The following is a 7,073-nucleotide window of genomic DNA, read 5'->3' as shown; positions in this document are numbered from 1 at the left end:
GCACTGGACGCTCTGGCTGGAGGTCTGGAACCGCTCGCAGGACGCCGACGACGACGCCCGGACCCGGCAGGCGGCCATCGAGGACGCCTGGCACCGCGACCTCGTGGAACTGCTGGACGAGGGCATCGCGCGCGGTGAGTTCCGTGCCGTGGACACCGGCAGGGCCGCGGTCCGGCTGCGGGCCCTCATGGACGGGTTCAGCGTCCATGTCACGGTCGGCATCCCCGGCACCGGACGGGACCAGGTCCTGGAGCAGATGCGCGGATATGCGGACGAGACGCTCATGCCTCCCGGGCCGTCCGGCCGCCCGGTGAAATTCACGCCCGCATCCTGAGACGGGCCGGGACCCGGGAGCGTCGCTGTGCCAGACTGCGTGCGTGTCCTCGTTCGCCATGATTATCGGCAGCAGGCGCGCCGGTCCGCAGTGACCGTCCCGTACCACCACGTACGGAACGGACATCGTGCCCCAGACCCGCGCGCAGACCTCTCGCACCCGCGAGGGGTTTTTTCGTTTTCCGGCCCACACCACGGCCGGGGCGAGGCACGCGAGATGATGGGGGCAAGTGGAGCCGATTCGTCCGGATCCGCTCACCCGACAGGAGTCAGATCAGCATGACCACCAAGGCCACGGCCCCCGACGACACCTTCCATGTCTTCGACACCACCCTGCGCGACGGTGCGCAGCGTGAAGGCATCAACCTGACGGTCGCGGACAAGCTGACCATTGCCCGGCATCTGGACGACTTCGGCGTGGGCTTCATCGAGGGGGGCTGGCCCGGCGCCAACCCCCGCGACACCGAGTTCTTCGCCCGTGCCCGGCAGGAGATCGACTTCGAGCACGCCCAGCTCGTCGCGTTCGGTGCCACCCGCAGGGCCGGCGGCAAGGCCGCGGAGGACCCGCAGGTCCAGGCGCTCCTGGACTCGGGTGCCCCGGTGATCACGCTGGTGGCCAAGTCCCACGACCGTCACGTGGAGCTGGCCCTGCGCACCACCCTGGACGAGAACCTGGAGATGGTCCGCGACACCGTCGCCCACCTCCGGGAGCAGGGCCGGCGGGTCTTCGTCGACTGCGAGCACTTCTTCGACGGCTACCGCGCCGACGCCGAGTACGCCAAGTCGGTCGTGCGCACCGCCCACGAGGCGGGCGCCGACGTGGTCATCCTCTGCGACACCAACGGCGGGATGCTCCCCGCCCAGGTCCAGGCCGTCGTCTCCACCGTCCTCGCCGACACCGGCGCCCGGCTCGGCATCCACGCCCAGGACGACACGGGCTGCGCCGTCGCCAACACCCTGGCCGCCGTGGACGCGGGCGCCACCCATGTGCAGTGCACCGCCAACGGATACGGCGAACGGGTCGGCAACGCCAACCTCTTCCCGGTCGTCGCCGCGCTGGAACTCAAGTACGGCAAGAGCGTCCTGCCCGAGGGCGCGCTCGCCGAGATGACCCGCATCTCCCACGCCATCGCCGAGGTCGTCAACCTCACGCCCTCCACCCACCAGCCCTACGTGGGCGTCTCAGCCTTCGCCCACAAGGCCGGACTGCACGCCTCCGCGATCAAGGTCGACCCGGACCTCTACCAGCACATCGACCCCGAACGCGTCGGCAACACCATGCGGATGCTCGTGTCCGACATGGCGGGCCGCGCCTCCATCGAGCTCAAGGGCAAGGAGCTCGGCATCGACCTGGGGGACGACCGCGCCCTCGTCGGACGGGTCGTCGAGCGCGTCAAGGAGCGCGAGCTCAAGGGTTACACCTACGAGGCGGCCGACGCGTCCTTCGAACTGCTGCTGCGCGCCGAGGTCGAGGGCAGGCCCCGACGCTACTTCCGCACGGAGTCCTGGCGGGCCATCGTCGAGGACCGCCCCGACGGGACCCACGCCAACGAGGCGACCGTGAAGCTCTGGGCGAAGGGGGAGCGGATCGTCACCACGGCGGAGGGCAACGGCCCGGTCAACGCCCTGGACCGGGCGCTGCGCGTCGGCCTGGAGCGGATCTACCCGCAGCTCGCCAAGTTCGAACTGGTCGACTACAAGGTCCGCATCCTGGAGGGCCGCACCGGCACCGAGTCCACCACCCGGGTGCTGATCACCACGGGTGACGGAACCGGCGACTGGGCGACGGTCGGCGTGGCCGAGAACGTCATCGCCGCCTCCTGGCAGGCACTGGAGGACGCGTACACCTACGGCCTGCTGCGGGCGGGCGTCGAGCCGACCGACTAGGGTCCCGGCCGCCCACGCGTCACCCTGGCACGGGCGGACGCGTGGGCGGCCGCACCTCACAGCAGGGTGAGGTCGCCCTGCTCCAGCGGGAGCCAGTCCCAGAAGTTGTGGTCGTCGACGGGGCGGTAGCGCACCAGCCCCGGGAAGTGCGGGACCCGCACCATCGCGTGCTCGGCGGCCTCCTGGCCGGCTGCGGCGAAGGAGCCCGACACCGAACCGTGCCAGTAGCCCGCCTCGTGCAAGGGATCCCCCGACAGCCCGTGGGCGGGTCCGAGGCAGACCGGCAGGTAGAGCGGCCCCCCGCCCCCCGGCTGCTCCTGGCTCCCGGCGCCGGTGAGTACCTGGCGCAGAGCCCGGCCCGCCAGTTGGACGGTCCACACGTCGGCAGTCCCGGGCGCTCTGTCCCTCAGGATCAGCCTCAGAGGCGGTGCTCCCACACTTTTCAGGGCGATGCCGAAGTCCGAGGCGCCCGGACCGGTCTCGCCGCTGCTCCGCGCCTCTGCGCCTGGGGGGCGGGTGGCGGGGCCGGGGCCCAGCCGCCATCGCCAGCCCTCGGTCCCGCCGTCGGCGTGGCCGTCGGCGGCGCCCGTGCGCCACGCGTCCATGAAACCGGGGTTCCGTGTCGGCGGAGCCTCCGGCACCGCGTCCGGGGAGCTGACCCCGGCGTCGTAGCCCGCCTGCCACCCCCGGGCTTCGATCGGCGGCCCGAAGGCGTTCTCCGGCCCGAGGTAGGGGTTCGTCCGCGGCATGGCTGCCTCCCTCGTCCGTTCAGCGGTCCCGGGCGACGGCCGTGTGCCCGGTGGCCGCCGGGCACACGGCCGTCGCGGTCTGCCGGGCCCACCGGCTCACACGGCGCCGGTGCGGATGTTCTCGTTGATGTACCTGAAGTACGGGCTGTTGACGTCACGGGCTGTCCCGGTCTGATTCGTCCCGGCCGGCGCCCGGCCGGCGAACCAGTCGCTGACCACCTGGGCCTGCTGTTCCAGATTCAGCTCGCCGTAGGCCGGTCCTGCGGGCCCGTACGTATAGGGGTTGCCGCCGGTGGCCTCGCACACCTTGGACGCGAACGCATCGGCCAGCAGGCTCAGTTCCATCGGCATGTGGCGGATCTGCCAGGCGTGGACGAGTTCGTGGACGAAGGTCTGGCCGTACGCCCCGCCGGGCTGCCTGCGGGGGTCGTCGAACGCGCCGGCACCCATGTTGAGCGTCACCTTTCCGTCGTACCGGGGGAAGGCGAAGGCCCGGTCCCCGCCGCCGATGGTGTCGGTCAGGACGATCCGGTCCCTCGCCGGGAGGGAACCGCTGAACACCTGGCCGTCGGCCCAGTCGTACTCCTCCTGAGTGAGTTCACGCGTGCGGCTGCCGAGCGAGGCGACGCCCTCGGCGGCGATGGCGAGAAGGGTGTTCGCCGGGCCGGCCATCCAGAGGATGCCTCCTGCCAGGCGTGCTCCCGGCACCAGGGACCCGGTGGCGATGAGCGACCCCACCTCCAGCCCGACGAACACCACGGCGCCGACCGGTCCGAGAGCGGTGCCCACACCCCATTTGACGAGCCACTCGACGGCGTTTTCGAGACCGCTGCCGATGTCGCTCGTGTAGTTCAGGTGGGTTTCCAGCTGCCCGTCGCTGAACGCGGCGAGGTTGGCCGACACGATGGGATGGGGAGGGGCCGTCCGGTCCCAGTCGTGATCGCGGTCTCCCGAGGTGAAGGTGCCTCCCACACGGCCTGAGTGAGCGAATGCCAGCGCTCGCCCGGAGGACGCCCGCAGCACGGCGGACATGCCGAAGTCGTACCCGTCCGCCCCGCTGTTGTGGGCGTGTCCCTGCCAGCGCGTCGAGCCGTCGCCGTTGACCGTGACCGCGACCCAGCCGCCGAGCGCGGCGAGTCCGCCTGTCCTGATGGGGGCGCTGAGCGCAAGCGGATCGAAGAAAGCCCCGGTCGCGGGCGACCACGAGACGCGGCCGCGCTCGAAACTCTGCTCCCGCCCGGGCAGCCCCGCCCGGTCGTGCTCGGCCTCGACCGGGTATCCGACCGAACTCGTCTCCCACCCGCGCCGGGCCCAGCGGTCCCGGATGGCCCCGTAGACGGGGTGGGCGCCGGTTTCGGGGGTCCAGTAGATGGAGGCTTCGGGGTTGCCGGGTGTGTGCATGGCGCGGAAGTGGTTGTAGCGGCCGCGTCCGTCGGGGCATCCGGTTTCGTCGGTGATGGGGTAGCCGAATTGTTCGCTTCCGGTGTTCGTCCATGTCGCGGCGATGAGGCCGTGGGTGGTGAAGGTGCCGTGGGCGGGGTGCCATACGGCGGTTCCGGCTTCGAAGGCCTGGCGTCGGCCGCCTCCGGTCGGGCAGTCGGTTTCGGGGGCGAGGGGGTATTTCAGTGGTGAGTTCTCCCAGCCGAGTTCGCTCCATTTGCGGCGGATGTCGCCGTAGACGGGGTGGGCGCCGGTTTCGGGGGTCCAGTAGATGGAGGCTTCGGGGTTGCCGGGTGTGTGCACGGCGCGGAAGTGGTTGAAGCGTCCACGCCCGTCGGGGCACCCCGACTCGTCCGTGACCGGGTAGCCGTACTGCTCCCGCCCCATGCCGAACCACGTTTCACGGATGAGCCCCCAGACCGCGAACGCCCCGGTCAGGGGGTGCCAGCTGACGGTCCCCGCCTGGAATTCCTGGGCCCGGCCCAGACCGTCGAAGGTGGGCCGCTCGTCATCCAGGGCCTGTCGCAGAATTCCGCCGTCGCCTCCGAGTGCGAGCCACTTCTCCCTGATTGCGCCGATGACCTCGGGCATAGTGATCAACTCCGTCTTGCTGTGCGAAGGCATGCAGAAGCGGACGGGTGGGACCGGGCCTCTTCTGCGCTGCGGCCCGTGGAAATTCCTCGGCCTCGGGAGGACGCCCCGGACGGACGCGCCGCCGGAAAGATGTCCGGCGTACAGGAGGGGCGACGTCCTGGCGCCGACGGCCCCCGGGGAACACCGCCGGCTCGGTCGGCAGAGGGCCAGGGGGAGGACCGGGGGCGGCGGACCGTCGTTGTGCTAGGCGGGGACCAGGCGGTCGAAGACCCTGTCGTGCACTTCCCATGATGCGGTGCTGGTGGGGACGTTCACATCCTGCGAGGTTCCCTTGAGAATCCCCTGGTGGCTTCCGGTGAAATGCCCCTGGGTGAGGTCACCCCAGTAATGCCCCTTGCTGCCGTTGTTCCACGTGATGGTGAAATCGACGTGCTGACCGCTTACGCGCCCCTCGACGCCCGAACTTTTCACACGGCCGCCGGAGTGCTCGCAGTATCCGCTGAGCTGGTTGCCGTTCTGATTGAAATTGGCGTAAACGGTATACCCGTTGCTCTGTACGATCTTCAGAGCGCCGCCGATGTAGATGCACGGATCGTCGGACATGCTCAACACCTGCCATCCGGTGGAGCTTCAGGTTACTTGTCCATCGATTCCATTTTATGCTCGATCTCTCCGTGCCGCACGCTCCGTGCGGGGTGTGCGGCACGCCGTCCCTTCCGGTCGGCGGCTCCGGTGCGGGTCCGGATCTGCGGACCGCCGCCGGGCGGGCTCTGGACGGCTTTCTTTTGCGTGTTCACGACAAGAGCTCGGTCTGTTCGAGAAGTGAACGCAAGCCTGGCAAGGGCCGCTTCGACCATGGGTACGGACCAATCTCGGCGTGAAGTATTGACGCCCCTGTTCCGGCGCGGTTAACTCCAGCCGCAACGCCGGTACCGGTTCCGGAACCGGTACCGAAGTCCCACCCCACTCCCTGTCCTGCCGTGCCCCGGAGGCCCCGTTGCGCGTCACCATCGCCGATGTCGCCCGCGAGGCCGGCGTCAGCAAGACGACCGTGTCACGGGTCATCAACTTCAAGGGTGAAGTGGACGGTTCGACGGCCGAGCGCGTTCGTGAAGTGATCGCAGACCTCGGCTATGTACCCAGCTCGGGCGCCGTCGGTCTGGCGCGCGGCAGCAGTCGCACGGTCGGCATGCTGGTTCCCTCGCTCACCTGGCCGTGGATGGGCGAAGTGCTCCAGGGTGTCGTCGACACGGTCGAGGCCGCCGACTACGGACTGCTGCTCTTCACCTGCAACCGGGGCTCGGAGTCCGTCGAGCGCTTCACCACCCAGGTGTCGGCGCGCGCCTTCGACGGACTCGTCGTCGTCGAGCCGGAGAACACGCTCGACCAGCTCACCGTCCTGCACCGGTCCGGCCTGCCGATCGTCCTGATCGACGACCGGGGCCACCACCCGGAATTCCCCTCCGTCGTGACCACCAATCACGAGGGGGGCGCGTCCGCCGCCCGTCATCTGCGGGCTGCGGGGCGCACCAGGCCGCTGGTGGTCACCGGCCCGGAGCACTTCGGCTGCGTCCGTGAGCGGCTCGCGGGTTTCCGCTCGGTCCTGCCGACCGAACTGGTCGTGGACGGGGACTTCACCGAACGCCGGGGGCGGCTCGCCGTGGAGGAACTCCTGGCATCCGGCGTGGAGTTCGATTCGGTCTTCGCCCACAACGACATCAGTGCGGCCGGGGTCCTGCGAGCGCTGAGAGCCGCAGGCCGCCGCGTCCCCGAGGACATCGCGGTGGTCGGCTTCGACGACATCCCGATGGCCGAACACACCGAACCGCCCCTGACCACCGTGCACCAGCCCACCCGGCAGATGGGTGAGGCGGCGGCCCGCCTGCTGCTCTCCCGCCTCGGCGGTACCGCCGTACCGGACGGACCGGTCGTGCTGCCCACCGAACTGGTCGTGCGCCGCTCGGCGCCGTAACGGGGCCGGGCCCGCCGGTCACCCGCCCGCATCCCCGAATCAGCCGCACCCTCGCCCGCCGTAACCGTGCCACCCACCGCACCACCCGCCGTAACCGT

The 7,073-nt window shown here is 70.3% G+C and carries 6 protein-coding genes; 3 read left to right on the top strand and 3 right to left on the bottom strand.

Going from position 1 to position 7,073, the window contains the following annotated elements:
- Together VN520_RS01815 and cimA are read left to right on the top strand one after the other, a co-directional pair.
- The coding region (locus VN520_RS01815; protein ID WP_325745043.1) for a TetR family transcriptional regulator C-terminal domain-containing protein at window positions 1–334 on the top strand (334 nt) is incomplete at its 5' end.
- A 278-nt stretch (window positions 335–612) separates the two neighbouring features.
- Window positions 613–2,220: a citramalate synthase gene (cimA, locus tag VN520_RS01810; RefSeq protein WP_325745042.1), complete on the top strand. Its 1,608-nt coding sequence runs from the start codon at window positions 613–615 to the stop codon at window positions 2,218–2,220.
- Window positions 2,221–2,276: 56 nt separating this feature from the next.
- Here the strand turns inward: cimA and VN520_RS01805 are convergent, their stop codons facing one another.
- The 3 genes from VN520_RS01805 to VN520_RS01795 all read right to left on the bottom strand — a co-directional run bounded on the left by VN520_RS01805 (window position 2,277) and on the right by VN520_RS01795 (window position 5,606).
- The gene (locus VN520_RS01805) at window positions 2,277–2,969 is read right to left on the bottom strand and encodes a hypothetical protein (RefSeq protein WP_325745041.1); all 693 of its coding nucleotides are present in this window, start codon (window positions 2,967–2,969) and stop codon (window positions 2,277–2,279) included.
- A 96-nt stretch (window positions 2,970–3,065) separates the two neighbouring features.
- Window positions 3,066–5,000 carry a hypothetical protein gene (locus tag VN520_RS01800; RefSeq protein ID WP_325745040.1) on the bottom strand — a complete coding sequence of 645 codons (1,935 nt, stop codon included), beginning with the start codon at window positions 4,998–5,000 and terminating at the stop codon, window positions 3,066–3,068.
- A 246-nt stretch (window positions 5,001–5,246) separates the two neighbouring features.
- Entirely contained in the window at window positions 5,247–5,606 is a 360-nt protein-coding gene (locus tag VN520_RS01795) for a hypothetical protein (protein WP_325745039.1), read from the bottom strand.
- Between the two features lie 394 nt (window positions 5,607–6,000).
- Here VN520_RS01795 and VN520_RS01790 point away from each other — a divergent pair, with 394 nt between their 5' ends.
- Window positions 6,001–6,975: a LacI family DNA-binding transcriptional regulator gene (locus VN520_RS01790; RefSeq protein ID WP_325745038.1), complete on the top strand. Its 975-nt coding sequence runs from the start codon at window positions 6,001–6,003 to the stop codon at window positions 6,973–6,975.
- The last annotated feature ends 98 nt before the right edge of the window (window positions 6,976–7,073 follow it).

The sequence above is a fragment of the Streptomyces sp. genome (assembly GCF_035563135.1).
Lineage (GTDB): Bacteria > Actinomycetota > Actinomycetes > Streptomycetales > Streptomycetaceae > Streptomyces.
This window is presented reverse-complemented; position numbering and strand designations above follow the sequence as displayed.

Excerpts from the sequence above, each read along its gene's own strand:
- cimA (WP_325745042.1), top strand. The coding sequence starts at position 613 with ATGACCACCAAGGCCACGGCCCCCGACGACACCTTCCATGTCTTCGAC.
- VN520_RS01805 (WP_325745041.1), bottom strand. The coding sequence starts at position 2,969 with ATGCCGCGGACGAACCCCTACCTCGGGCCGGAGAACGCCTTCGGGCCG.
- VN520_RS01800 (WP_325745040.1), bottom strand. The coding sequence starts at position 5,000 with ATGCCCGAGGTCATCGGCGCAATCAGGGAGAAGTGGCTCGCACTCGGA.
- VN520_RS01795 (WP_325745039.1), bottom strand. The coding sequence starts at position 5,606 with ATGTCCGACGATCCGTGCATCTACATCGGCGGCGCTCTGAAGATCGTA.